This is a genomic window from Burkholderia sp. AU31624, from assembly GCF_020420065.1.
Taxonomy (GTDB): domain Bacteria; phylum Pseudomonadota; class Gammaproteobacteria; order Burkholderiales; family Burkholderiaceae; genus Burkholderia.
On the sequence record NZ_JAIZRT010000005.1, the window covers coordinates 347,770 to 370,168 of the forward strand.

General features: G+C 65.2%; 21 protein-coding genes. 2 read left to right on the top strand and 19 right to left on the bottom strand.

Annotated elements, in window-relative coordinates; translation table 11 throughout:
- Window positions 1-235 precede the first annotated feature (235 nt).
- The 3 genes from LGM89_RS20680 to ppsA all read right to left on the bottom strand — a co-directional run bounded on the left by LGM89_RS20680 (window position 236) and on the right by ppsA (window position 4,292).
- Window positions 236-1,171, bottom strand: coding sequence for an SPFH domain-containing protein (locus tag LGM89_RS20680; RefSeq protein ID WP_089495094.1), 936 nt, complete (start codon window positions 1,169-1,171; stop codon window positions 236-238).
- A gap of 33 nt (window positions 1,172-1,204) precedes the next feature.
- Window positions 1,205-1,639, bottom strand: a complete 435-nt coding sequence (locus LGM89_RS20685) for an NfeD family protein (protein ID WP_046545972.1) — start codon at window positions 1,637-1,639, stop codon at window positions 1,205-1,207.
- Window positions 1,640-1,892: 253 nt separating this feature from the next.
- Window positions 1,893-4,292, bottom strand: coding sequence for a phosphoenolpyruvate synthase (gene ppsA / locus LGM89_RS20690; RefSeq protein WP_089495095.1), 2,400 nt, complete (start codon window positions 4,290-4,292; stop codon window positions 1,893-1,895).
- A 376-nt stretch (window positions 4,293-4,668) separates the two neighbouring features.
- On the opposite strand from ppsA, the gene LGM89_RS20695 reads away from it, so the two are divergent.
- Window positions 4,669-5,484 carry a pyruvate, water dikinase regulatory protein gene (locus tag LGM89_RS20695; protein WP_011352445.1) on the top strand — a complete coding sequence of 272 codons (816 nt, stop codon included), beginning with the start codon at window positions 4,669-4,671 and terminating at the stop codon, window positions 5,482-5,484.
- A 96-nt stretch (window positions 5,485-5,580) separates the two neighbouring features.
- On the opposite strand, the gene LGM89_RS20700 is transcribed toward LGM89_RS20695, so the two are convergent.
- The 16 genes from LGM89_RS20700 to rpsB form a co-directional block, all read right to left on the bottom strand.
- Complete coding sequence (locus tag LGM89_RS20700) at window positions 5,581-6,363, bottom strand: TrmH family RNA methyltransferase (protein WP_089473091.1); 783 nt, start codon at window positions 6,361-6,363, stop codon at window positions 5,581-5,583.
- Complete coding sequence (gene rnhB / locus LGM89_RS20705; RefSeq protein ID WP_089425680.1) at window positions 6,360-7,004, bottom strand: ribonuclease HII; 645 nt, start codon at window positions 7,002-7,004, stop codon at window positions 6,360-6,362. The genes LGM89_RS20700 and rnhB overlap by 4 nt, the downstream gene beginning before the upstream one ends.
- Entirely contained in the window at window positions 7,001-8,170 is a 1,170-nt protein-coding gene (lpxB, locus tag LGM89_RS20710; protein WP_226273774.1) for a lipid-A-disaccharide synthase, read from the bottom strand. Before lpxB ends, rnhB begins: the two co-directional genes overlap by 4 nt.
- Window positions 8,171-8,173: 3 nt before the next feature.
- Window positions 8,174-8,962 (bottom strand): acyl-ACP--UDP-N-acetylglucosamine O-acyltransferase, encoded by a 789-nt coding sequence (gene lpxA, locus LGM89_RS20715; RefSeq protein WP_089495097.1) that lies wholly within the window; start codon window positions 8,960-8,962, stop codon window positions 8,174-8,176.
- A gap of 58 nt (window positions 8,963-9,020) precedes the next feature.
- Window positions 9,021-9,488 carry a 3-hydroxyacyl-ACP dehydratase FabZ gene (fabZ, locus tag LGM89_RS20720; RefSeq protein WP_011352450.1) on the bottom strand — a complete coding sequence of 156 codons (468 nt, stop codon included), beginning with the start codon at window positions 9,486-9,488 and terminating at the stop codon, window positions 9,021-9,023.
- A gap of 129 nt (window positions 9,489-9,617) precedes the next feature.
- Entirely contained in the window at window positions 9,618-10,697 is a 1,080-nt protein-coding gene (gene lpxD / locus LGM89_RS20725; protein ID WP_089425683.1) for a UDP-3-O-(3-hydroxymyristoyl)glucosamine N-acyltransferase, read from the bottom strand.
- Window positions 10,698-10,713: 16 nt separating this feature from the next.
- Window positions 10,714-11,211: an OmpH family outer membrane protein gene (locus LGM89_RS20730; RefSeq protein WP_011352452.1), complete on the bottom strand. Its 498-nt coding sequence runs from the start codon at window positions 11,209-11,211 to the stop codon at window positions 10,714-10,716.
- A 64-nt stretch (window positions 11,212-11,275) separates the two neighbouring features.
- Entirely contained in the window at window positions 11,276-13,585 is a 2,310-nt protein-coding gene (gene bamA / locus LGM89_RS20735) for an outer membrane protein assembly factor BamA (RefSeq protein WP_089473095.1), read from the bottom strand.
- Window positions 13,586-13,646: 61 nt separating this feature from the next.
- Entirely contained in the window at window positions 13,647-15,017 is a 1,371-nt protein-coding gene (gene rseP / locus LGM89_RS20740; protein WP_089473096.1) for an RIP metalloprotease RseP, read from the bottom strand.
- 11 nt (window positions 15,018-15,028) lie between these two features.
- On the bottom strand, window positions 15,029-16,225 hold the full coding sequence (locus LGM89_RS20745; RefSeq protein ID WP_226273775.1) for a 1-deoxy-D-xylulose-5-phosphate reductoisomerase: 1,197 nt from the start codon (window positions 16,223-16,225) through the stop codon (window positions 15,029-15,031).
- Between the two features lie 15 nt (window positions 16,226-16,240).
- Window positions 16,241-17,062, bottom strand: coding sequence for a phosphatidate cytidylyltransferase (locus LGM89_RS20750; protein WP_124584573.1), 822 nt, complete (start codon window positions 17,060-17,062; stop codon window positions 16,241-16,243).
- Window positions 17,056-17,838 (bottom strand): polyprenyl diphosphate synthase, encoded by a 783-nt coding sequence (uppS, locus tag LGM89_RS20755; RefSeq protein ID WP_006478494.1) that lies wholly within the window; start codon window positions 17,836-17,838, stop codon window positions 17,056-17,058. Before uppS ends, LGM89_RS20750 begins: the two co-directional genes overlap by 7 nt.
- A gap of 49 nt (window positions 17,839-17,887) precedes the next feature.
- On the bottom strand, window positions 17,888-18,448 hold the full coding sequence (gene frr / locus LGM89_RS20760) for a ribosome recycling factor (protein WP_039342717.1): 561 nt from the start codon (window positions 18,446-18,448) through the stop codon (window positions 17,888-17,890).
- A 91-nt stretch (window positions 18,449-18,539) separates the two neighbouring features.
- A complete protein-coding gene (pyrH, locus tag LGM89_RS20765; protein WP_011352459.1) occupies window positions 18,540-19,253 on the bottom strand; it encodes a UMP kinase in 714 nt (237 codons plus the stop codon).
- 163 nt (window positions 19,254-19,416) lie between these two features.
- Entirely contained in the window at window positions 19,417-20,298 is an 882-nt protein-coding gene (gene tsf / locus LGM89_RS20770) for a translation elongation factor Ts (RefSeq protein WP_089495101.1), read from the bottom strand.
- Between the two features lie 162 nt (window positions 20,299-20,460).
- Entirely contained in the window at window positions 20,461-21,201 is a 741-nt protein-coding gene (gene rpsB / locus LGM89_RS20775) for a 30S ribosomal protein S2 (RefSeq protein ID WP_006752149.1), read from the bottom strand.
- A 378-nt stretch (window positions 21,202-21,579) separates the two neighbouring features.
- Between rpsB and map the strand changes: the two genes are divergently transcribed.
- The gene (gene map / locus LGM89_RS20780) at window positions 21,580-22,395 is read left to right on the top strand and encodes a type I methionyl aminopeptidase (RefSeq protein WP_012328760.1); all 816 of its coding nucleotides are present in this window, start codon (window positions 21,580-21,582) and stop codon (window positions 22,393-22,395) included.
- The last annotated feature ends 4 nt before the right edge of the window (window positions 22,396-22,399 follow it).

A 22,399-nucleotide genomic window follows, 5' to 3' on the forward strand; every position in this document is an offset into this window, starting at 1 on the left:
CGCGACAACACGCATCACACACGACACGGCCCGCTCGAAGCGGGCCGTGTTGCTTTGGTATCAGTGAATCGGGCGCGGCTACACGGGCGACACTCGGCACGCCACGCCGCCGGTTTCGGCTGTACAAAGGCACCGACGACGGCACCGCATGGGCATCATCCGCCTCCGGCTGCGCGACGATTCGCCGCACGTCGATCACACGCGGCGGCCACCGGCGCCCCGCGCCAATCCGGACTCAGGCCTTCCCGCCCGACGCGCCCCCCGCGCTCTTGACGATCGTCAGCGCCGACGAGATCGCCGAGCCGAGATCCGACAGGTTCGATGGCACGATCAGCGTGTTGCCCTGCTTCGCGAGATTCGAGAATGCGCTGACATACTGCTCGGCCACCTTCAGGTTCACCGCGTCCATCCCGCCCTGCGATTGCATCGCGTTCGCGATCTTCTGGATCGCCTGCGCGTTCGCCTCGGCCACCGCCAGAATCGCGGCGGCCTCGCCCTGCGCCTGGTTGATCGCAGCCTGCCGCTCGCCTTCGGATTTCTGGATCGCCGCTTCGCGCGCGCCCGACGCGAGGTTGATCTGCTCCTGCTTGCGGCCTTCCGACGCGGCGATCAGCGCACGCTTTTCACGCTCCGCGGTGATCTGCGCCTGCATCGCGTGCAGGATTTCCTTCGGCGGCGTCAAATCCTTGATCTCGTAGCGCAGGACCTTCACCCCCCAGTTCGCCGCGGCCTGATCGAGCGCCGACACGATGTTGTGGTTGATGAAGTCGCGCTCCTCGAACGTCTTGTCGAGTTCGAGCTTGCCGACCACCGAGCGCAACGTCGTTTGCGCGAGCTGCGTGATCGCGAGCACGAAGTTGCTCGACCCGTACGACGCCTTCATCGGATCGGTCACCTGGAAGTACAGCACGCCGTCGACCTGCAGCTGCGTGTTGTCGCGCGTGATACAGACTTGGCTCGGCACGTCGAGCGGGATTTCCTTCAGCACGTGCCGGTATGCGATGCGATCGACGAACGGCAGCACGATATTCAGGCCGGGCGACAGCGTCGCGTGATAGCGCCCGAAGCGTTCGAGCACCCACGCATGCTGCTGCGGCACGATCTTCACCGTCTTCGACACGATCACGATCGCGATGACGAGCAGGACAACCCAGATGATCAGCGAATCCATGAAATATTCCCTCCTTGTTGTATCGGCGGACGATCAGCCCGCGGGTTTCGCCACGACCACGAGACAATTGCCGCGCACGGCACTCACCTGGTACACGTGCGCGTCGTCGCGCTCGCCGTTCTCGAGCTCGACGTCCCAGTCGGCGCCGCGATACTGCACGCGCGCGCGGCCGTCACGCCACGCGTCGACCGTGACGGTCGCGCCGATATCGAGATTGACGTCGGGATTCGTCGACGTGTCGCGCTTCTGCTTGCGGCCGAGCCCCGAACGCCGCAACACGACCATCGCGACGATCGCGACCACGGCCGCCGCACCGAACTGCACGTGCGGCGCGAAACCGGCCAGCTGCAGCAGCCCGCCCGCGAGAAAGCCGAGCGCGATCATCAGCAGGTAGAACGTACCTGTCAGCAACTCGGCCACGACCAGCACGCCCACCGCGACCCACCAGAACAGATGCCCCGACATCATTGTGGTCTCCAGAAAAACATCTCCCGCGCTTACTTGCGTGGCATGGAACCAGAATACGCGCTGAAGCGCTGTTCCGGATCGATTTGTTCGTGACTCCCGGGCGGGCGTTCGGCAGGCCTGGAGCAGCCCGCTTCGTACCGACAAACAAAAACACCCCGGTATCTACCGGGGTGTTTATAGCATGAACCTTGCAATTTGCCTTCAGTGAAGGAGCAGCAGCGCCGCTCCTTCGTCGATGGCACGTTACCGACCGTTACTTCCGGTTGGCGAGCGCCTGCCACGTATCGATGATCGTGTCGGGGTTCAGCGAGATCGACACGATGCCTTCGTCCGTCAGCCATTGCGCGAAGTCCGGGTGATCGGACGGGCCCTGGCCGCAGATGCCGACGTACTTGCCCATCTTGCGGCAGGTATCGATCGCGCGCTTCAGCAGGAACTTGACGGCCGGGTCGCGTTCGTCGAAGTCGACAGCCAGCAGTTCCATGCCCGAGTCGCGGTCGAGGCCGAGCGTGAGCTGCGTGAGGTCGTTCGAGCCGATCGAGAAGCCGTCGAAGAACTGCAGGAAGTCTTCGGCGAGGATCGCGTTGGTCGGGACTTCGCACATCATCACGAGGCGCAGGCCGTTTTCGCCGCGCTTCAGGCCGAACTTCTCGAGCAGGCCGACGACGCGCTCCGCCTGCTTCACGGTACGCACGAACGGCACCATGATCTCGACGTTGGTCAGGCCCATCTCGTCGCGCACGCGCTTCAGTGCACGGCACTCCATCTCGAACGCCTGCGCGAAGTCTTCAGCGATGTAACGCGACGCGCCGCGGAAGCCCAGCATCGGGTTTTCCTCGTCCGGCTCGTAACGCGAACCGCCGATCAGCTTCTTGTACTCGTTCGACTTGAAGTCGGACAGACGCACGATCACGGGCTTCGGATAGAACGCCGCCGCGATCGTCGCGACACCTTCCGTCAGCTTGTCGACGTAGAACTGACGCGGCGATGCGTGACCGCGCGCGACGCTCTCGACGGCCTTCTTCAGGTCCTGGTCGATGTTCGGGTACTCGAGGATCGCCTTCGGGTGAACGCCGATGTTGTTGTTGATGATGAACTCGAGACGCGCGAGACCCACGCCGCCGTTCGGCAGCTGCGAGAAGTCGAACGCGAGCTGCGGGTTGCCGACGTTCATCATGATCTTGACCGGGATTTCCGGCAGTTCGCCGCGCTGCACTTCCGTGACTTCCGTCTCGAGCAGGCCGTCGTAGATCTTGCCTTCGTCGCCTTCCGCGCACGACACGGTGACGAGCGCGCCGTCCTTCAGGATGTCGGTCGCGTCGCCGCAGCCGACGACTGCCGGCACGCCGAGTTCACGCGCGATGATCGCCGCGTGGCAGGTCCGGCCGCCACGGTTCGTGACGATCGCGGCTGCACGCTTCATCACCGGCTCCCAGTTCGGGTCGGTCATGTCGGCCACCAGCACGTCGCCCGGCTGCACGCGTTCCATTTCCGACGGATCCTGGATCACGCGCACGGGGCCCGCACCGATCTTCTGGCCGATCGCACGGCCCGTCGCCAGCACCTGCGACTGGCCCTTCAGCTTGAAGCGCTGCTCGGCCTTGCCGGTCGCCTGGCTCTTCACGGTTTCCGGACGTGCCTGCAGGATGAAAATCTTGCCGTCGCGGCCGTCCTTGCCCCACTCGATGTCCATCGGACGCTGGTAGTGCTTCTCGATGATGACCGCGTACTTCGCCAGCTCGATCACGTCTTCGTCGGTGATCGAGTAGCGGTTGCGCTGCTCGTGCGGCACGTCGACCGTCTTCACGCGACCCGGCTCGCCCGGCTGCGTGAATTCCATCTTGATCAGCTTCGAGCCGATCGAGCGGCGGATGATCGGGTACTTGTCCTGTGCGAGCGTCGTCTTGAACACATAGAACTCGTCCGGGTTCACCGCGCCCTGCACGACGGTTTCGCCCAGGCCGTAGCTCGACGTGATGAACACGGCGTCCTTGAAGCCCGATTCGGTGTCGATCGTGAACATCACGCCGGCCGCGCCGACGTCCGAGCGGACCATGCGCTGCACGCCGGCCGACAGGGCGACTTCCGCGTGCGTGAAGCCCTTGTGCACGCGGTACGAGATCGCGCGGTCGTTGTACAGCGACGCGAACACGTGCTTCATGCGGTCGAGCACGTCGTCGATGCCGACGACGTTCAGGTACGACTCCTGCTGGCCGGCGAACGATGCGTCGGGCAGGTCTTCCGCGGTCGCGGACGAACGCACGGCGAACGACAGCTCGCCCGGCGAGCTGTTCTTCAGGGTTTCGAACTGCTCACGGATTTCCTGCTCGAGACGTGCCTGCATCGGCGCATCGACGATCCACTTGCGGATTTCGGCACCGGCTTCGGCGAGCGCCTTCACGTCGTCGATGTCGAGCGACTCGAGACGCTTGGCGATGCGGTCGGTAAGGTCGTTGTGCTTGAGGAAATCGCGGAACGCGAGCGCGGTCGTGGCGAAACCGGTGGGTACGCGAACGCCTGCTTCGGAAAGCTGGCTGATCATTTCGCCCAGCGACGCATTCTTGCCGCCGACGATCTCCACATCGGTCATCCGCAACTGCTCGAACGGAATTACATACGCCTGGTCCTTTGCGACGTTTGCTGCGTTAGTCATACAAGCCCCTAAGTGTGAAAAAAATGCTCGATTGCGCAAGTGGGCTTGGACGCGGGCGCTTGCAAAAAGGCGCGGCGCGTCTTGCGCAACCTGTTGGAGAAACAATCGCAGCGGCGGATGACCTTCCGACCCGATTTGCAAAAATCCCGGCAGAAGAGCGATATTTTCAGACAAATCGCCAAACTTGCCGGGAATTTTGGAATCGAGCGGCGAAGCCTGGGGCGCCGTTCGCGCCCTGCCCCCGCAATTGCTTATCCAACAGGTTGCCGCTATTCTACCGTGCCGGCTGCCGGATGTGGCGCGACCTTGTCACTGCGTCTGGAGGCGAACCTCCAGCCGCCCGCGCAACCGCCCTTCACGTTCGACGCCCAGATTCATGCTGCCTACCGTATTCATCGTCTCCGACGGCACCGGGATCACTGCCGAAACCTTCGCGCATTCGATCCTCTCCCAGTTCGACCAGAAATTCCGTCTCGTGCGCGTGCCGTTCGTCGATTCGCTCGACAAGGCCTATGCGACCGTCGAGAAGATCAACGAGGCCGCCGTGCACGACGGCCGCCGCGCGATCGTGTTCACGACGCTCGTCGACAGCGAGTCGAACGACATCGTCAAGCGCTCGAACGCACTCGTGCTCGACATGTTCCAGCGCTTCGTCGAACCGCTCGAGCAGGAACTGGAGCTCAAGTCGAGCCACGCGATGGGCCGCGGACACCAGAACGCGGACACCGAGGAATACAAGACCCGGATCGAGGCGATCAACTTCTCGCTCGCGCACGACGACGGCCAGTCGAACCGCAACCTGTCGGAAGCCGACGTGATCCTCGTCGGCGTGTCGCGCAGCGGCAAGACGCCGACGAGCCTGTATCTCGCGATGCAGTACGGCGTGAAGGCGGCCAACTATCCGCTGATTCCCGAAGATTTCGAGCGCGGCAAGCTGCCGTCGGCGCTCGCCGCGTACAGCGAGAAGCTGTTCGGGCTGTCGATCGACCCGCAGCGCCTGTCCGAGATCCGCAACGAGCGCCGGCCGGGCAGCAAATACGCGGCGCCCGAGAACTGCCGCTACGAGATCAACGAAGCCGAAGCGATGATGCGCCGCGAGGGAATCAAGTGGCTGTCGTCGACGCACAAGTCGATCGAGGAAATCGCGACAACGATCCTGCAGGAAATCCGTCTCGACCGGCAGTCGTACTAAGCCGGAGCGCTGGCGGCCGCCTGGTCGCCACTGGAAACGAAAAGGCCGCGTCGAACGCGGCCTTTTTCATGGTGCGGAGCGAGCACGCGTGTGGCGTCACGCACGCCGCTGCTGACGCACCTGCTCGAACAGGCAGACCGCGGCCGCGGCCGCGACGTTCAGCGACTCCATCCCGCCCGGTTGCGGGATCGTCACGCGATGCGTGGCCGCGTCGCGCCAGAACGCCGACACACCCGCCCCCTCATTGCCGAACACCCAGGCAACCGGCCCCGACAGGTCGCAGTCATAAACTGCCTGCGCGCCATGCGAGTCGGTCAGCGCGACCGGCACAGCGAGGCGCTCGGCGAGCGCGCCGGCGTCGACGTCCTCGTGGATCGACAGCAGGAAATGCGCGCCCATGCCCGAGCGCAGCACCTTCGACGACCACGCATACGCGGTGCCCGGCGCACAGAACACGTGACGCACGCCTGCGGCCGCCGCGCTGCGCAGGATCGAGCCGACGTTGCCGGCGTCCTGCACGCCGTCGAGCACGACCGACGACTGCGTCACGCGCGCCGGCAGCGGCTGCGCCGGCCGGTCGACGAGCAGCAGGAAGCCGACGCCGTTGACGACGTTCGACAACTGCCCGAACAGCGCGTCGGGCAGCGTGACGATCCGCTGCGCATCGATGCGCGCGACGATCGCCTGCGCTTCGGCATGCCCGAGTGCGCCTTCGGTCGTGACGCACAGCTCGGGCGTCGCGCCCGTATCGAGGTATGCGCTCGCGAGATGGAATCCTTCGAGCAGCGCCTGACCGCCGCGGCGCTGATGGGACGTCGAACCCGCGAGCGCCTTCAGGCGCTTGTACAGCGGGTTGTCACGGGAAGTAATGCTTTTCATCGAATCAGGTCGAGTGCCGCACGAACCGGCGCGAACGAACGCCGATGGGCTTCGCACGGGCCGTGCTCGCGCAGCGCCGCAAGGTGTTTCACGGTGCCGTAGCCCGCATGCACGTTGAAGCCGTACACCGGGAAGCGTTCGTGCAGGTCGACGAGCATGCGGTCACGGGTGACCTTCGCGAGGATCGACGCGGCCGAGATGCTCGGCACGAGCGCGTCGCCGCTGACGATCGCCTCGGCGCGCACGGTCAGCGTCGGACAGCGGTTACCGTCGATCTGCGCGAGCGTCGGCAGGACCGACAGCCCTTCGACCGCCCGCTTCATCGCGAGCATCGTCGCGTGCAGGATGTTCAGCGTGTCGATCTCGTCGACACTCGCCGACGCGACGCAATACGACAGCGAGCGCGCGACGATCAGCTCGTACAGCGCGTCGCGCTTCTTCGCGGACAACGCCTTCGAATCGTCGAGCCCGTCGATCGGCTGCGCCGGATCGAGGATCACCGCGGCGGCCACCACCGGCCCCGCGAGCGGGCCGCGGCCCGCTTCGTCGACGCCGCAGACGATCTCGTCGGGACGGCTGAAATCGAAACCGCCCTGCACGTCGCTCGACGCGCGGCGGCGTGGTGCACGGACTGCGGTCATGCGCGCCCCTTGCGTTGTTCAAGCACGCGCACGACCGCTTCGGCCGCCTTCACGGCCGTGTTCTGCCGCAGCGAAAGATGCATTTCGGTAAAGACTTCGGTCAGCGTGCGGCGGTTCGCATCGTCACGCAGCTGCGTGAGCGTCGCATCGGCGAGCGCCTCGGGCGTCGCGAAATGCTGCAGCAGCTCGGGCACGACGAAACGCCCCGCCAGGATGTTCGGCAAGCCGACGTACGGCAGGTAACCCTGCCGGCGCATGATCTGCCCGGTCAGCCAGGGCACCTTGTACGAGATCACCATCGGCTTCTTCAGCAGCGCGGCTTCCAGCGTGACCGTCCCGCTCTTCACGAGGATCGCGTCGGCAGCCGTCATCGCGACCTGCGAGCGGCCGTCGGTGATAGTCAGCGCGAGCTGCGGATGCGCGTCGACGAGCGGCTGCAGCAGCGCACGCAGCGCGGGCGTGGCCGCCGGCATCACGAACCGTACGCCAGGCTCGCGCTGCTGCATCAGCGCCATCGCCGCGAAGAAGGTCGGGCCGATCAGTGCGATTTCCGAGCGCCGGCTGCCCGGCAACACGGCGATCACCGGGCCGTCGGCCGGCAGTCCGAGCGCGATGCGCGCGCCGTGCGTGTCGGGCTCGAGCGGAATCTCGTCGGCGAGCGGATGGCCGACGTAGGTCGAGGCAACACCTGCCTTGTCGAGAATCGCCGGTTCGAACGGGAACAGGCACAACATGTGATCGACGGACTTCGCGATCTTCTTGATCCGGCCGCCGCGCCATGCCCAGATCGACGGGCACACGAAGTGGATCGACGGGATGCCCGCATCGCGCGCCGCCTGTTCGACGTTGAAGTTGAAGTCGGGCGCATCGACGCCGATGAACGCGTCCGGCCGCTCGGCGAGCAACTGGCGCTTCAGCTCGCCGCGAATCCGCAGGATCTCGGGAATCTGGCCCAGCGCCTCGACATAGCCGCGCACGGTCAGCTTGTCCATCTGCCAGTGCGAGTCGAAGCCCTGCGCGATCATTCGCGGGCCGCCGATCCCATAGTACTGGGCCGATTCGGGCAGCCGCTGGCGCAGCCCGCCGAGCAGCGACGCGCCGAGCAGGTCGCCCGACGGTTCGCCGGCCACCATCGCGAGCCGGAGCTGAGTGGTCGGAAGCGGCATCGCTTAGCGGATGATGCCGCGTTGCGACGCGTCGATGAACTCGACGAGCGCCTTCACGGGTGCGTCGCCCTCACCGCCCGCCGCCGCCAGCTCGCGCAACTGTACTTTCGCTTCCTCGAGCGACAGGCCGTTCTTGTACAGCAGGCGGTACGCGCTGCGCAGCGCGGAGATCGCGTCGGGCGAGAAACCGCGCCGGCGCAGCCCTTCGACGTTGATCCCGTGCGGCTCGGCCTTGTTGCCGGCCGCGATCACGAACGGCGGAATGTCCTGCACGAGCGCCGATGCGCCGCCCAGCATCGAGTGCGCGCCGATGCGCACGAACTGGTGAACGCCCGACATCCCGCCGACGATCGCCCAGTCGCCGATCTCGACGTGGCCGGCCATCTGGGCGTTGCTCGACAGGATCACGTGGTTGCCGACGGTGCAGTCGTGACCGATGTGCACATAGGCCATGATCCAGTTGTCGTCACCGAGCGTCGTCACGCCGACGTCCTGCACGGTGCCCGTGTGGATCGTCGTGAACTCGCGGATCGTGTTGCGGCTGCCGATCACGAGCTTCGTCGGCTCGTCCTTGTACTTCATGTCCTGCGGACGACCGCCGACCGACGCGTAATGGCCGATGCGGTTGTCCTCGCCGAGCGTCGTATGGCCTTCGATCACGCTGTGCGAGCCGATCGTCGTACGCGCGCCGATCGTGACGTGCGGACCAATGATCGCGTACGGGCCGATCTCGACCGATTCGTCGATCTGCGCGCCCGGTTCGACAATCGCGGTGGGATGAATCCTGGTCATGCGCCGTTGCCTCTCGATGTGATGTGTCGCGTTGCGTTGCCTGTCCGTGCCGCGTCGCTCAGGGCGCCACGTCGGTCGTCTTGACCGTGCACATCAGTTCGGCTTCCGCCGCCACCTTGCCGTCCACTTCCGCCACCGCCTTGAACTTCCAGATGCCGCGGATGTAGCGTTCGAACGTCACGTTCAGAATCAGTTGGTCGCCCGGCTCGACCGGACGCTTGAAGCGTGCGCCGTCGATCCCGACGAAGTAGTACAGCGTGTTCTCCGGATCCTTCGGCTGCTCTTCCGAGAAGGTCAGCAGCGCCGCGGCCTGCGCGAGCGCTTCGAGGATCAGCACGCCCGGCATCACCGGCCGCTTCGGGAAATGCCCCTGGAAGTACGGCTCGTTGATCGACACGTTCTTCAGCGCTTTGATGCCCTTGTGCGGTTCGAGTTCGAGCACGCGATCGACGAGCAGAATCGGGTAGCGATGCGGCAGCAGCGTGAGGATCTTGTGGATGTCGAGATTGATTTTTTCAGTGCTCATGATGGTTCGTCTCACGCAGAGGCTGCGCGGTGGTGATGCAAAGGCTGAAGTGGGCCGGCGTGCGGCCCAGTCTGGCAAACCGGGCCGGTTGCGCTGGCCGTACCCGGTTCGAGGTCTCGCATGATGCGCTCAGGCGTCCGTGCCGCCCTGGGCGGCGAGCGCGGCTTCGAGCGCCTTGATGCGCTCGCGCAGCTTGTCGAGATTGCGCACGAGCGCGGCGCTCTTGTTCCATTCGCCATGGTCGACGGCCGGGAACGCGCTGGTATAGATGCCGGCCTTCGGCAGCGACTTCGATACGCCCGACTTCGCGGTGATGATGACATAGTCGCCGAGCGTCACGTGGCCGGCGATCCCGGCCGCGCCGCCGATCATGCAGTGGCGGCCGATCGTCGTGCTGCCCGCGATCCCGGCGCTGCCGGCGATCACCGTATAGGCGCCAATCCGGCAGTTGTGGCCGATCTGCACCTGGTTGTCGATCTTCACGCATTCCTCGATGACGGTATCCGCCATCGCGCCGCGATCGATCGTCGTGTTCGCGCCGATCTCGACGTCCGGGCCGATCGTGACGCCGCCGACCTGCGGGATCTTGACCCAGCTGCCGGTGCGCGCATCGCCGTCGCCGACGAAATCCGGCGCGAAGCCGAAGCCGTCGGAGCCGATCACCGCGCCCGCATGGATGATCGCGCGCGGGCCGACCTTGCAGCCGTGGTACACCGACGCGTTCGGATACAGGTGCGAGCCCGCGCCGATCGTCGTGCCGCGGCCGATGAAGACGTTCGCGTCGAGCTGCACGCCGTCCTCGATCACCGCACCGGCCTCGACCGTCACGTGCGGGCCGATCACGGCACTCGCGGCGACCTGCGCGGCCGGATCGATCGTCGCGCTCGGATGCACGCCGGCGGCGCGCTGCGGCGTGGCCAGGTCGATGAACATCTGCGCGACGCGCGCGAAGTACGCGTACGGATTCGGCGTGACGATGAAGTTGCGACCGCTTGCGGCCGCGCCCAGCTTTTCCAGATCCTTCGGCGCGATCAGCACCGCGCCGGCGCGGGTCGACTCGACCTGCGACAGGTACTTCGGATTCGCGAGGAACGCGAGTTGCTGCGGGCCTGCCTGGTCGAGCGGTGCGAGCCCGCCCACCTTGCACTGTGCGTCGCCGGCGATCTCGCCGCCGAACCGCTTTACGAGTTCCTCAAGCGTCAATGCCATTCGTCGTCTGCTCCGTTCAGTTCGTCGAGCCGGACGCGAGCGCCTTGAGCACCTTGTCGGTGATGTCGATGCGCGGGCTGACGTACACGGCCTCCTGCACGATCAGGTCGTAATTCTGCTGCTCGGCGATCTGCTTGATGACCTTGTTCGCCCGCTCGAGCACAGCCGCCAGCTCCTCGTTGCGGCGCTGGTTCAGGTCTTCGCGGAACTCGCGCTGCTTGCGCTGAAAGTCGGTGTCGAGCTGGGCGAGGTCACGCTGCTTCTGCGCGCGGTCGGCCGCCGACAGCGACGCGCCGTTCTTGTCCAGCGAATCGGACATCGACTTCAGGCGCGCCGCCAGATCCTGCAGATCCTTGTCGCGCTTCGCGAACTCGGCTTCGAGCTTCGTCTGCGCCGCCTTCGCGGGCACCGACTCGCGCAGGATCCGATCCGAATTGACCGCCGCGATGCGGGCGACGTCCTGTGCGTGCACCGTTGCCGCGCCCAAGGCCAGCGCAACGGTCAGCGCGCACATCACTCGTTTCGAAAACTTACCGGTTAGCAAAATTACCCTCTCGTTGCTGTTGTCATGCGTTCGATCAGAACGCCGTCCCGATCTGGAACTGGAATTTCTGGTACTGGTCGCCTTCGTGCTTCTGCAGCGGGAACCCGAGGCTCAGCTTCAGCGGGCCGATCGGCGAGATCCACGCGAGACCCACACCGTAGCCGTAACGCAGGCCGTTGGCGCCCGTACTCGTGCCGCCCGGTGCGTTGCCCCACACGTTACCGCCGTCGAGGAACGTGAACACGCGCAGCGTGCGGTCGTAGCCCGTGCCCGGCAGCGGGAACGTCAGCTCGATGTTGCCGACGACCATCTTCGAACCGCCGATCGGGTCGTTCGTCTTCGTGTCGCGCGGGCCCAGCGAGCTCGGCTCGTAGCCACGCACGGAGCCGATACCGCCCGCGTAGTAGTTCTTGAAGATCGGGTACGGGTTGCCGATACCGTTACCGTAGCCGCCTTGCAGGTTCAGGCCCAGGATGAAGCCGCGCGAGAACGAATAGTAGTACTGGGCCTGCAGGTCGGCCTTGTAGTACTGGATCTTGCCGACCGGCACGCCGTACTCCATGTTCGCCTGCGTGAAGTAGCCGCGGCTCGGAATCAGCGCGCTGTCACGCGCGTCGCGCGACCACGCGACCGTCAGCGGCACCGTGTTCGACACGCGGCCGAACTGGTTCACGTAATCCTGGTAGCTCTGCGGCGTGTTCGAATCGACGTCGAGACGGTTCTGCTCGAAGCCCGCGCCGAAGTAGACGGTGTCGACTTCCGAGAACGGGATGCCGAACTTCAGGTTGCCGCCCGCGCTGATGATCCGGAAGCTCGAGCTCGTCGAATAGTAGAGCGGCTGGTACGTGCGGTAGTAGACGTCCGTGATCCGCTTGATGCCGTCGACCGTGAAGTACGGGTCGACCTGCGTGACGGTCAGCGTACGGTAGCTCTTCGCGGTGTTGACGTTCACCGACAGGCTGGTACCCGAACCGAACACGTTGTCCTGCGACACCCCCGCCGACAGCACGACCTTGTCCGTCGACGAGAAGCCGGCGCCCAGCGTGATCGCGCCGGTCGGCTTTTCGTCGACCTTCACGTTCACGTCGACCTGGTCGTTCGTGCCTTCGACCGGCAGCGTCGTCACGTCGACGTTGGTGAAGTAGCCGAGACGGTTCACGCGATCCTTCGACAGCGCGAGGCGGTTCGAATCGAACCACGAGCTTTCGAGCTGGCGCATTTCGCGGCGCACCACTTCGTCGCGCGTGCGCGTGTTGCCGACGACGTTGATGCGGCGCACGTACACGCGGCGGCTCGGATCGACGACGAGGTTCAGGTTCACCTTGTGGTTCGCCTGGTCGATGTCCGGCTGCGCGTTGACGGTCGCGAATGCGTAGCCGTACTCACCGAGCTTGTCGACGATCGACTTGGTGGTCTGTTGCAGCTTTTCGGCCGAGAAGCGATCGCCCGGCTTGATCTTGATCAGCTTGTTGAGTTCGGCTTCGCGATCGAGCAGGTTGCCCGACAGCTTGATGCCCGACACCGTGTACGGCTCGCCTTCGTGCAGCGTGACCGTCAGGTACATGTCCTTCTTGTCGGGCGAGATCGACACCTGGGTCGAATCGATGTTGAACTCGAGATAGCCGCGGTTCAGGTAGTACGAACGCACCGCCTCGAGGTCGCCGGTGAGCTTTTCCTTCGAGTACAGGTCGTTCTTCGTGTACCAGGAGAACCAGTTCGGCGTCGACAGCTGCATTTCGTCGCGCAGCGTGCTGGTGCTGAAGGCCTTGTTGCCGATGAAGTTGATCTGGCGGATCTTCGCGCTCGGGCCTTCGGCCACCGCGAACAGGATCGACACGCGGTTCGCGTCGACCGGCGTGACCGTCGTCTTGACCTCGGCCGCGTAGAAGCCGCGCGTGAGGTACTGGCGCTTGAGTTCCTGCTCCGCCTTGTCGACGAGCGCCTTGTCGTAGTAGCGGCCGTCGGCGAGGCCGACTGCGCGCAGCGCCTTCGTCAGGTTGTCCTTGTCGAACTCCTTCGTGCCGGTGAAGTCGATCGACGCGATGGCCGGACGCTCCTGCACCTGCACGATCACGACGTTGCCCTGCGTGGCGATGCGTACGTCGTTGAAGAAGCCCGTCGCGTACAGCGCGCGGATTGCTTCGGATGCCTTGTCGTCCGTGAAGGTATCGCCCTGCTTGATCGGCAGGTAGGCGAACACCGAACCCGCTTCGACGCGCTGCAGCCCCTCGATCTTGATGTCTTGCACCACGAACGGTGCCGCTGCATGGGCCGCGAGGCCGTGCGCGGCGAGCGCGGCCGCTGCAACTGTCTTAGGTACAAAGCGATGAGGTTTGAACAACATGCATCCCCAATATTTAGCTGCATCAAATCAGGCGGCTGCCCAGCGGCCGCCGCCTGACGCTTCAGAAATGGATTAACCGAGCCAGATCGTTGAACAGCGCGATCGCCGACAATGCGACGATGCAGATCAACCCGGCTCTTTGCAGAATCAGCTGCCAGCGCTCCGAGACGGCTTTCCCGGTCGCGGCTTCAACCGCATAATATAACAGATGCCCCCCGTCCAAAACGGGAATCGGCAACAAGTTCAGGACGCCAAGGCTAATGCTGACAAGGGCGAGGAACGACAGGAACGCCGACGGACCGAGCCGCGCACTCTTGCCCGCGTAGTCCGCGATCGTCACCGGGCCGGACAGGTTCTTCAGCGATGCGTTGCCCGTGATCATGCGCCCGAACATCTTCAGCGAATACACGGAGATGTCCCACGTACGGTGTGCGCCGAGCTGCAGGCTTTCGATCGGCCCATATCGCACGTCGACGGACGGCGCATGCATCGACAGCGCCGCGCCGATACGGCCGACCTGCTGCCCCGATTCGTCGTCGCGCTGCATCTGCGGCACGATCGACACCGTCTGCGCGGCGCCGTCGCGCTCGATCTGCAGGTCGAGCGGCTTGCCCGCATGGTGTTTCACGAAATCGATGAAGCGCGACGCGCCACCGATCGGCTTGCCGTCGAGCGCGACCAGCTTGTCGCCGGACTTCAGGCCGGCCTGCTCCGCCGCGCTGCCGGGCTGCACCGACGCGACCGACAGCGTGCCGCCGCCGGTCTCGAAGCCCAGATGGGCCATGAAATCGTCGTCGAGCTGACTTTCGGGAACCTGGCGGAGGTCGACGCGGAAATCGAACGTCGTGTTGCCGTCGCGTGCGCCGAGCACGATCTCGCGGTGATCGAATGCAGCGGCCAGCAGCTTCCAGCGCAGATCCGACCATGACCGCACCGGCTCGGCCTCGCCGCCTTGCGCGTTGCGGATCGACACGATCTTCTCGCTGCCGTCGAAGCCCGCCCGCGCCGCCACCGTGCCGGCGGCCGGCGGTGCGACGATCGCGGCCGGCTCGGTTACACCGGTGGCGAATACGACGGAAAACAGCGCGATTGCCAACAGGAAGTTGGCAATCGGCCCGGCTGCAACGATCGCGATGCGCTTGTAGACGGACTGCCGGTTGAATGCCTGGCCGAGCTCCTCGGGCGCGATGCCGGGGCCGGGATCGCGCTCGTCGAGCATCTTCACGTAGCCGCCGAGCGGCAGTGCCGACAGCGTCCACTCGGTGCCCGTCCTGCGGCTGACCCAGCGCGCGACGGGCTGGCCGAAGCCGATCGAGAAACGCAGCACCTTCACGCCGCACCAGCGCGCGACGCGATAGTGTCCGTACTCATGCACGACGACCAGCACCCCGATCGCCACCGCAAACGCGATCAGTTCGACCAGCACGTTCATGAGCACCCCATTCAGACAGTGCGCTCCACGCGTGGCGCAGGCGCTTTCGCAATGATCTCGGCGGCGAGGCGGCGTGCCTCGGCATCCGCCGCCAGGACGTCCTCGAGCCCGTCGGGCGTACGGTTCGGCAGCGTGTTGAGCACGGCGTCGACCGTCGCCGCAATCGCCATGAAGCCGATGCGGCGCTCGAGAAACGCTTCGACCGCGACTTCGTTCGCCGCGTTCAATGCGGCGCTCGCGATGCCGCCTTCCTCAAGCGCCTTCAGCGCGAGCGCGAGGCACGGGAAGCGCGCGTAATCGGGCTTCTCGAACGACAGCTGGGCAATTTGCGCGAGATCGAGTTGTTCGACGCCCGCATCGACACGCTCGGGGAACGCGAGCGCGTGCGCGATCGGCGTGCGCATGTCGGGGTTGCCGAGCTGCGCGAGCACCGAGCCGTCGCGATACGACACGAGCGAATGGATCACGCTCTGCGGGTGGATCAGCACGTCGATGCGCTCGCCCGGCAGCCCGAAGATCCAGTGCGCCTCGATCACCTCGAGGCCCTTGTTCATCATCGTCGCGGAATCGACCGAGATCTTGCGGCCCATCACCCAGTTCGGGTGCTTGCACGCCTCGTCCGGCGTCACATCGACGAGCGTGGCCGGTTCGCGCGTGCGGAACGGGCCGCCCGACGCGGTCAGGATGATCTTCGAGATCCCGCCATGCTCGGCCGCGTCGCGCGGCATGCACTGGAAGATCGCGTTGTGTTCGCTGTCGACCGGCAGCAGGATCGCGCCGTGGTCGCGCACGGCGTCCATGAAGATCGCGCCCGACATCACCAGCGCCTCCTTGTTCGCGAGCAGGATGCGCTTGCCGGCGCGCGCGGCCGCGAGGCTCGGCGCCATGCCGGCCGCCCCGACGATCGCCGCGACCACCGTGTCGCAGCCATCGCTCTTCGACACGTCGACGAGCGCCTGCGGCCCGTGCAGCACGGTCGTCTTGCTGCCCGCCGCGCGCAGTTTCGCGTCGACCTGCGCGGCCGTCTCGGCATCGCCCACCACCGCCACCTCGGGTGTGAAGCGCAGGCATTGCTCGACCAGCTTGTCGCCGTTGCGGTGTGCGGTCAGCGCATAGACCGAGAAGCGCTCGGGATGGCGCGCGACGACGTCGAGCGTGCTGTCTCCGATGGAGCCCGTGGAACCGAGCAATGTCAGGCGTTTTTGCATAACAGAATGAGTGGTTTAACCAAGCAGCAGCATCGCGAGCGGCAGCACCGGCAGCAGCGCGTCGACACGGTCGAGCACGCCGCCATGGCCTGGCAGCAGTCCGCTCGAATCCTTCACGCCCGCCTGCCGCTTCAGCAACGACTCGAACAGGTCGCCGATCACGCTGTATGCGACCAGCAGCGTCAGTGCGGCCCATGCGCCGGGCATCCCGTAGCGCACGGCGAACGCGGAAAACAGGGTCGGCTCGAACGCATGCACGGTCATCGCGACACCGGCGACGACCATCACGGCGAGCCAGCCACCGATCGCGCCTTCCCAGCTCTTGCCGGGGCTGATCGTGATGGCCAGTTTACGCTTTCCGAAGGCCTTGCCCGCGAAGTATGCGCCGATATCGGCGAGCCAGACGACCAGAAGCAGCGACAGCACGAACGGTACGCCCTGCGCACGCGCCGCGACGAGCGCATGCCAGCAGGCCGCGAAGACCACGAGGCCGGCCGCGAGCAGGAACGGCCGCCATACGCCGCCCGCGAGCGCCGGCTTGCGCCGCAGCGTGAACGGGCCGACTAGCAGCCAGAACACGCCGGCTGCCATGAAAAGGGGACGGGACGATGCCGCATCAACGCCGAGCGGCGCCGTTGCCGCGAGCGCCAGCGCCGCGACGACTGCATAGACGACCGGGCCGGCGCCGCCGAGCTTGAGCAGGCGCGCCCATTCCCACGCGGCAAACACGAGCACGACGCCGATCAGCGCGCCGAACGCGGCGAGCGGCGCGAACAGCGTCACCGGCAGCAGGACCGCCAGCATCACGATCGCCGTGATCACACGGGTTTTCAGCATGAAAGGGAGTCGGCGTTCTGCGATTGCGGTTCGAGCTGTGCGCTCGTGCGGCCGAAACGGCGCTCGCGCTCCGTATACGACGCCATGGCGTCGGCCAGCGCCGCGCCGTCGAAATCCGGCCAGTATTTGTCGGTGAAATAGAATTCGGCGTACGCGAGTTGCCACAGCAGGAAGTTGCTGACGCGCTGCTCGCCACCGGTACGGATGAAGAGATCGGGCTCCGGCGCATAGGCCATCGCCAGGTGCGGCGCGAAAGCGTCCTCGGTCACTTCGACCTCGCGACCCTCGCGCACGGCCTGCTCGACGAGCTTCTTCGTCGCCTGCAGGATGTCCCACCGGCCACCGTAGTTGGCCGCGATGGTGAGCGTAAGACGGGTATTGCGCGCCGTCTTGGTTTCGGCGCGGCGAATCAGCTCGCGGATGCGCGGCTCGAAGCGGTCGAGATCGCCGACGACACGCAGGCGGATCCCGTTCGCGTGAAGCTTGCCGACCTCGCGCTCGAGCGCGGTGATGAACAGGCGCATCAGGAACGACACTTCGTCGTTCGGACGGCGCCAGTTCTCCGAACTGAACGCGAACAGCGTCAGGTACTCGACGCCGGCGCGCGCGCAGCCTTCGACCACCGCCCGCACGGCATCGACGCCGCGGGTGTGCCCCGCGACGCGCGGCAAGCGGCGTTCGGTCGCCCAACGGCCGTTGCCGTCCATGATGATCGCGATGTGACGCGGCACGACGCCGACGTCAGGCACGCGAACGGTAGAGCTGGTATAGGTCATGGCCGTTGAGACAGTAATGCGGGAAGAAGGCGGCGCGCGAGGACGGTCGTCAGACCGTCATGATCTCGGCTTCCTTGCTCTGCACGAGCTTGTCGATTTCGGCAACGTGCTTGTCGGTCAGCTTCTGCACGTCGTCGCTCGCGCGGCGCTCGTCGTCTTCCGAGATTTCCTTGTCCTTCACGAGCTTCTTGAGCGCTTCGTTCGCGTCGCGGCGCAAGTTGCGGATCGCGACCTTGGCGGTTTCGCCTTCGCTCTTGACGACCTTGGTCAGCTCGCGGCGGCGCTCTTCCGTCAGCGCGGGCATCGGCACGCGGATCAGGTCGCCGGCGGTGGCCGGGTTCAGGCCCAGGTCGGCTTCGCGAATGGCCTTCTCGACCTTCGCGACCATGTTCTTTTCCCACGGCTGCACGCCGATCGTGCGCGCATCGACGAGCGTCAGGTTGGCGACCTGCGAGATCGGCACCATCGAGCCGTAGTAGTCGACCTGCACGTGATCGAGCAGACCGGTGTGTGCACGGCCCGTACGGATCTTTGCCAGATCGTTCTTGAACGCTTCGATCGAGCGCTGCATCTTTTGCTCGACGCCCTTCTTGGTATCAGCGACACTCATTTCAACCTCCGAACCTTCTAACCTTCAAAGAACACGGGCCCCGCCCGGCGCATCGGGTGCGCCGCGGCCGATGACCCGCATCCGCGGGAGTTTACACGTGGACGAGCGTACCTTCGTCCTCGCCCAGCACGATGCGCTTGAGCGCGCCCGGCTTGTTGATCGAAAACACGCGAATCGGCAGCTTCTGGTCCCGGCACAGCGCAAAGGCCGTCGCGTCCATCACCTGCAGGTTGCGGCTGATCGCCTCGTCGAAAGTGATCGTCGTGTAACGCGTGGCCGACGGATCCTTCTTCGGATCGGCAGAATATACGCCATCGACCTTGGTCGCCTTCAATACGACCTCGGCGCCCACTTCCGAACCACGCAGCGCGGCGGCCGTGTCCGTCGTGAAGAACGGGTTGCCCGTACCGGCCGCGAAGATCACGACGCGGCCTTCCTCGAGCTGGCGGATCGCACGGGGCCGGATGTACGGCTCGACGACCTGGTCCATCCGCAGCGCGGACTGCACACGCGCCTCGATGCCGGCGTGGCGCATCGCGTCCTGCAGCGCCAGCGCGTTCATCATCGTCGCGAGCATCCCCATGTAGTCTGCCGTCGCGCGATCCATGCCGGCCGCGCCACCCGCGACACCGCGGAAAATATTACCGCCACCGATCACGACCGCGAGCTGCGTACCGAGACGCACGACTTCGGCGATATCGGCCACCATCCGTTCGATCGTCGCGCGATTGATGCCGAAGGCATCGTCGCCCATCAGCGCTTCGCCGGAGAGTTTGAGGAGGACGCGTTTATAGGCATTGGACATAGGGGCTTCCGAGCGACGAGAGGATGACAACCACGAACTGTAGGGGCGAAATACTGATTCGGGCAAGCGCCGACGGTCGGACCGGGTTTCCCGGCCGGCCGGCGGCGGCGCCGACCGCGGCGGAGCGGACGCCCGCCGCGGATACTGCCTGACTGCTTACGGCTTACTGCTGCTTTGCTGCTGCGACTTGCGCGGCCACTTCGGCGGCGAAGTCGTCCTGGCGCTTCTCGATGCCTTCGCCGACGACGAACAGTGCGAACTTCTGCACTGCGGCATCCGCTGCCTTCAGCATCTGCTCGATCGTCTGCTTGTCGTTCTTCACGAACGTCTGGTTCAGCAGCGACACTTCCTTCAGGTACTTCTGGACGCTGCCGTCGACCATCTTCGCGACGATTTCAGCCGGCTTGCCCGATTCCGCAGCCTTCTGCTCGGCCACGCGGCGTTCCGTCTCGATCAGTTCCGCCGGCACGTCGGCCGACGACAGCGCGACCGGCTTCATTGCCGCGATGTGCATCGCGACGTCCTTGCCGACCTGCTCTTCCGCGCCCGTGTACTCGACGATCACGCCGATACGCGCGCCGTGCAGGTACGTTGCGATCTTGTTCGCGGTTTCGAAACGGACGAAACGGCGGATCGAGACGTTCTCGCCGATCTTGCCGACCAGCGCCAGACGCACTGCGTCGACCGTCGAGCCTTCGAGCGGCAGCGCCGACAGCGCAGCCACGTCGGCCGGGTTTTGCGTCGCGACGAGTTCTGCAACCGTCTTCGAGAATGCGAGGAAGTCGTCGTTCTTCGCGACGAAGTCGGTTTCGCAGTTCAGTTCGACCAGCGAGCCTGCGTTGCCGCCGACGAACGATGCGACGACGCCTTCTGCCGTCACGCGCGATGCCGCCTTGCTCGCCTTGTTGCCGAGCTTGACGCGCAGCAGCTCTTCAGCCTTGGCCAGATCGCCGTCGGCTTCCGTCAGCGCCTTCTTGCACTCCATCATCGGTGCGTCGGTCTTTGCGCGCAGTTCTGCCACCATGCTTGCGGTAATTGCCGCCATCATTCGCTCCTTGAGTCTGTATTCACAACGCCGCCCGCTTGGACGCGAACGGCCGAGATTCGTTTCCGGACCCGCGCCGATTCGGCGCGATCAGGTCCGGCGCACAAGCTTAAAAAAAGGGGGCCTGTTGAGAGCCCCCTTTTTGCGCCGGCTCGGGGCCAGTTACGCGTTTTCCTCGACGTACTCGTCGTCGCCGCGTGCGGCCTGGACCACTTCGTTGACCGCGTTCGCACGGCCTTCGAGGATCGCATCGGCCACGCCTTCAGCGTACAGCGCGACTGCCTTGCTCGAGTCGTCGTTACCCGGGATCACGTAATCCACACCTTCCGGCGAGTGGTTCGTATCGACCACGGCGATGACCGGCACGCCCAGCTTGTTCGCTTCGGTGACAGCAATCTTGTGGTAGCCGACGTCGACGACGAAGATCGCGTCCGGAATGCCGCCCATGTCCTTCACGCCGCCGATCGACTTTTGCAGCTTGGCGATTTCGCGTTCGAACAGCAGCGCTTCCTTCTTGCTCATCTTTTCGAGCTCGCCTGCCTCGACTGCCGCTTCCATGTCCTTCAGGCGCTTGATCGATACCTTCAGCGTCTTGAAGTTGGTCATCATGCCGCCGAGCCAGCGTGCGTTGACGAACGGCATACCTGCGCGCTGCGCTTCCTGGGCGATCGTGTCACGCGATTGACGCTTCGTGCCGACGAACAGGATCGTGCCGCGGTTCGCTGCCAGCTGGCGCACGTACTTCTGTGCGTCCGTGAACATCGGCAGCGTCTTTTCGAGGTTGATGATGTGAATCTTGTTGCGGTGACCGAAAATGAACGGAGCCATCTTCGGGTTCCAGAAGCGCGTCTGGTGACCGAAGTGGACACCCGCTTCCAGCATTTGGCGCATCGTAACTGCCATGTAAATTCTCCACGAGGGTTGGGTCTTAAGCCGGCCGCCGTACCGCCGCGCGATCCCACCCCGAAGGGCGCGAATGCCGCGCGGCCGGCACCCTGGTTGCGCCGGCTTGCGATTCGGCACGTGCAAACGCCCGTGCCGCAAGCCTTCCATCCGTCATGCCGCCCCAACATGGGGCAAGCTCGGCAATTGGATATCGACTTAGCCAAAGAGTATAGCACGCCGATTTGTCCGCTCTCAAGTCGCTCACCTCTTTCGCTTGCCGCGCGGCAGCCGGCCGGACAATCCGCGAAAACCCGCATCCGCACCGCCGGCAGGGGCTGCGAGGCCTGCCAGAAGGTGCGATAATCCGTCAATTCACCGCATTCCAGGCATACCTCGATGGCTATTACGCTCAAAAACGAACACGATATCGCCGAGATGCGCGTCGCCTGCCGTCTCGCGAGCGAAGTGCTCGACTTCATCACGCCGCACGTCGTCGCGGGCGTCACGACCGCCGAACTCGACCGCCTCTGCCACGAGTTCATGCTCAACGAACAGGGCACGATCCCGGCGCCGCTGAACTACCAGCCGCCCGGCTACCCGCCGTACCCGAAGGCCACCTGCATTTCGGTCAACGACGTGATCTGCCACGGCATTCCCGGCGAGAAGGTGATCAAGAACGGCGATGCGCTGAACATCGACATCACCGTGATCAAGAACGGCTACTTCGGCGACACGAGCCGCATGTTCATCGTCGGCGAGGGTTCGATCCTCGCGAAGCGCCTCGTGCAGACCACCTACGAATGCATGTGGCTCGGCATCGACCAGGTCAAGCCCGGCGCGCACCTCGGCGACATCGGCTACGCGATCCAGAAGCACGCGGAAGCGCAGGGCTACAGCGTCGTGCGCGAATACTGCGGCCACGGCATCGGCACGGTGTTCCACGAAGATCCGCAGGTCGTCCACTACGGCCGCCCGGGCACCGGCATCGAACTGAAGGCCGGGATGATCTTCACGATCGAGCCGATGATCAACGCCGGCAAGCGCGACATCCGCACGATGCCCGACCAGTGGACGGTCAAGACGCGCGACCGCAGCCTGTCGGCGCAGTGGGAGCACACGGTGCTCGTCACCGAAACCGGCTACGAGGTGCTGACCGTGTCGGCCGGCACGCCGGCGCGCCCGGTGTTCGCGCAACCGGCCGCCGCCGTCTGAGCGC

Bases quoted from the DNA above. Each gene is read 5' to 3' on its own strand.
- LGM89_RS20700 (WP_089473091.1), bottom strand. From the start codon at position 6,363: ATGAAAAGCATTACTTCCCGTGACAACCCGCTGTACAAGCGCCTGAAG.
- lpxB (WP_226273774.1), bottom strand. From the start codon at position 8,170: ATGCCGCTTCCGACCACTCAGCTCCGGCTCGCGATGGTGGCCGGCGAA.
- LGM89_RS20695 (WP_011352445.1), top strand. From the start codon at position 4,669: ATGCTGCCTACCGTATTCATCGTCTCCGACGGCACCGGGATCACTGCC.
- bamA (WP_089473095.1), bottom strand. From the start codon at position 13,585: ATGTTGTTCAAACCTCATCGCTTTGTACCTAAGACAGTTGCAGCGGCC.
- fabZ (WP_011352450.1), bottom strand. From the start codon at position 9,488: ATGAGCACTGAAAAAATCAATCTCGACATCCACAAGATCCTCACGCTG.
- tsf (WP_089495101.1), bottom strand. From the start codon at position 20,298: ATGGCGGCAATTACCGCAAGCATGGTGGCAGAACTGCGCGCAAAGACC.
- uppS (WP_006478494.1), bottom strand. From the start codon at position 17,838: ATGACCTATACCAGCTCTACCGTTCGCGTGCCTGACGTCGGCGTCGTG.
- rpsB (WP_006752149.1), bottom strand. From the start codon at position 21,201: ATGGCAGTTACGATGCGCCAAATGCTGGAAGCGGGTGTCCACTTCGGT.
- LGM89_RS20680 (WP_089495094.1), bottom strand. From the start codon at position 1,171: ATGGATTCGCTGATCATCTGGGTTGTCCTGCTCGTCATCGCGATCGTG.
- rnhB (WP_089425680.1), bottom strand. From the start codon at position 7,004: ATGACCGCAGTCCGTGCACCACGCCGCCGCGCGTCGAGCGACGTGCAG.
- ppsA (WP_089495095.1), bottom strand. From the start codon at position 4,292: ATGACTAACGCAGCAAACGTCGCAAAGGACCAGGCGTATGTAATTCCG.
- rseP (WP_089473096.1), bottom strand. From the start codon at position 15,017: ATGAACGTGCTGGTCGAACTGATCGCGTTTGCGGTGGCGATCGGGGTG.
- map (WP_012328760.1), top strand. From the start codon at position 21,580: ATGGCTATTACGCTCAAAAACGAACACGATATCGCCGAGATGCGCGTC.
- lpxA (WP_089495097.1), bottom strand. From the start codon at position 8,962: ATGACCAGGATTCATCCCACCGCGATTGTCGAACCGGGCGCGCAGATC.
- pyrH (WP_011352459.1), bottom strand. From the start codon at position 19,253: ATGTCCAATGCCTATAAACGCGTCCTCCTCAAACTCTCCGGCGAAGCG.
- lpxD (WP_089425683.1), bottom strand. From the start codon at position 10,697: ATGGCATTGACGCTTGAGGAACTCGTAAAGCGGTTCGGCGGCGAGATC.
- LGM89_RS20730 (WP_011352452.1), bottom strand. From the start codon at position 11,211: ATGTGCGCGCTGACCGTTGCGCTGGCCTTGGGCGCGGCAACGGTGCAC.
- frr (WP_039342717.1), bottom strand. From the start codon at position 18,448: ATGAGTGTCGCTGATACCAAGAAGGGCGTCGAGCAAAAGATGCAGCGC.
- LGM89_RS20745 (WP_226273775.1), bottom strand. From the start codon at position 16,225: ATGCAAAAACGCCTGACATTGCTCGGTTCCACGGGCTCCATCGGAGAC.
- LGM89_RS20750 (WP_124584573.1), bottom strand. From the start codon at position 17,062: ATGCTGAAAACCCGTGTGATCACGGCGATCGTGATGCTGGCGGTCCTG.
- LGM89_RS20685 (WP_046545972.1), bottom strand. From the start codon at position 1,639: ATGATGTCGGGGCATCTGTTCTGGTGGGTCGCGGTGGGCGTGCTGGTC.